Below are 250 nucleotides of genomic sequence, written 5' to 3' on the forward strand. Positions count from 1 at the left end.
GTGTCTCCCGGCTTTAATAAAACTTGAATAAGCCAAAAAATCCCTTGAGTTGAGCCTGCAGTAATTAAAATATCTTGTCCCTTTTGAGGGATGTCTTGAAAAAAATGTTGAAAAATTAGTTTTTTTAACGGCTTATAACCTGTCGGGGTTAATTGTTTTTCTTCGTGCATGATCTTGTCCCAAGTCATAGCTGGAAATTCAAAATCGGGGATTAAATCGCTACTTAAGTCTCCTGTGTAAAGATCCAATC

At 36.4% G+C, this 250-nt stretch carries 1 pseudogene; it reads right to left on the reverse strand.

What is annotated here, in order from left to right:
• Window positions 1-250: pseudogene (locus M979_RS23585) on the reverse strand (hypothetical protein); the annotation flags it as partial.

This window comes from Buttiauxella noackiae ATCC 51607, from assembly GCF_001654865.1.
GTDB classification, from domain to species: Bacteria; Pseudomonadota; Gammaproteobacteria; order Enterobacterales; family Enterobacteriaceae; genus Buttiauxella; species Buttiauxella noackiae.